Annotated in this window: 2 protein-coding genes; one reads left to right on the top strand and one right to left on the bottom strand. The window is 44.0% G+C overall.

Going from position 1 to position 1569, the window contains the following annotated elements:
* Positions 1-96: 96 nt before the first annotated feature.
* Positions 97-378: a MobA/MobL family protein gene (locus tag ACVOL0_RS20340; RefSeq protein WP_481550624.1), complete on the bottom strand. Its 282-nt coding sequence runs from the start codon at positions 376-378 to the stop codon at positions 97-99.
* Positions 379-706: 328 nt separating this feature from the next.
* Here ACVOL0_RS20340 and ACVOL0_RS20335 point away from each other — a divergent pair, with 328 nt between their 5' ends.
* Positions 707-1093, top strand: a complete 387-nt coding sequence (locus ACVOL0_RS20335) for a conjugal transfer protein TraD (RefSeq protein ID WP_481550623.1) — start codon at positions 707-709, stop codon at positions 1091-1093.
* Positions 1094-1569: the final 476 nt, after the last annotated feature.

Raw genomic sequence — 1569 nt, 5'->3', positions numbered from 1 at the left:
AAACCCGTCGAAAAGCGTCAGAAACGGCGCAAAATCGATCATATCGAGGTCGACTTGGCGCCTTGACGCTGAAATCCAAGTATCAGAGCGCTTTGATCAGACCTTCCCTAAATTGATCTCTCGACACAATTGAGCGTCTTTCCTAGTCTCTTGCTTCTCTATTTCGTTCCAGAGTTTTGCGGGATCTTGAACCCAAGCTGGGGCATCAGCAGGAGCTAGAACCTGCCAACTATCAATACCTTTTTTCCTTGTGTAATCGTGAATTTCCCCGGTTCGATCATCAGTGAGCAAAAGACCACAACGATAGGCAACAGCACTAGTTGAGCTTGCTCCCAAGCTCCTTTTTATTATCTGTGCTGAAAAATGATAAATGGCCATCTTTTGTTAAACCTCGGGGTTTTGCTTTTGCTCTTCGGGTCCGGGGTATCCCCGGCGCACACATCACGAAGTGATGTATAAGTGCGCTATTGCTTTCCTTCACTTTGTTTCGGTTGCCCTAGAACTGGTGCCGTTCGCTATCGCTCACTCTTAATAAAAGACTAGAGAAGATTCGGCGTTTAGCAACGCCTCCAGTAGAAGCAAAAACAAAAAATGTCGGACAAGCCGACATTTTTTCACTTTGCTCGCTCCGCTCGCTGATTTTGGGCTTGCCAATATCTAATTTTCTGATTGGATCAAGGTATGTCTAACTGAACGGAGTAAAGAAATGTCTACAAGCGTAGAAAAAACAAAATCTAAAATTGAACGAATGATGACGACTCTCGCTAAAGAGCAAGCAAAGCTTTTAGCAGCAGAGAAGCAACAAAGAGCTAAAGAACAGCGTGAAAAAGCTCGTCAGGTTGCTAAAGAGAAAGCACTGATCTTTCGTCAAAAAGACGCACATAGAAAAATTGTCTTAGGCGGCTTAATTATTGCTGCTGAAGCTGATCTATGGAATGAGGCTGAAATTGTGGGGGCACTCTTATTAATGAGTGAGCAATTTCAAAAGAGTCCGGAAATAAGAGAGCGAACAAGAGACAAGGGCGTCAAGCATCTATTAGATCGGGAAGAAGCTCGCAAAGCACTGGCAAGAAAAAGTGTGGGTGAGCAATGATTGTTCTTACCATAAAAACCACGACTGACAAATTGCTTTTGTTCTTCTTATCTGTGCTATTTGTCGTTCCTATGACATTGCTTGCCGCGCTTATAAGTCCTGTCGTGCTTTTCTGCTACGGCTTGAAAGAATTTGAACGCAACTTACTTGAGATTTTGAAGTTACCATTATTTCCACTGACTTGCTTCTTGTCTGTGCTGGTGCCGGACAGTAGCTGTAGGTTGAGAATTGGAAAAGCCAGTGGGATGACAGGGGGTGAATATGAATAATAGAAATGATGGTTTAACTTTAATTGAGACACTTCTAACGCTAGGAACAATCACAGTGTTAGCAGCCGGAATTTATGTTGCTTTGAAGCCCGCTAAGGAAGGTCTGATCAAAGCGCTCTGATACTTGGATTTCAGCGTCAAGGCGCCAAGTCGACCTCGATATGATCGATTTTGCGCCGTTTCTGACGCTTTTCGACGGGTTTCCCC

It is taken from the genome of Stenotrophomonas sp. STEN021, assembly GCF_056760175.1.
Note: the sequence above shows the minus strand (reverse complement) of the source record. Positions and strands in the feature narration are given on the sequence as shown.

Coding starts and splice junctions, on each gene's coding strand:
- ACVOL0_RS20340 (WP_481550624.1), bottom strand. CDS start 378: ATGGCCATTTATCATTTTTCAGCACAGATAATAAAAAGGAGCTTGGGA.
- ACVOL0_RS20335 (WP_481550623.1), top strand. CDS start 707: ATGTCTACAAGCGTAGAAAAAACAAAATCTAAAATTGAACGAATGATG.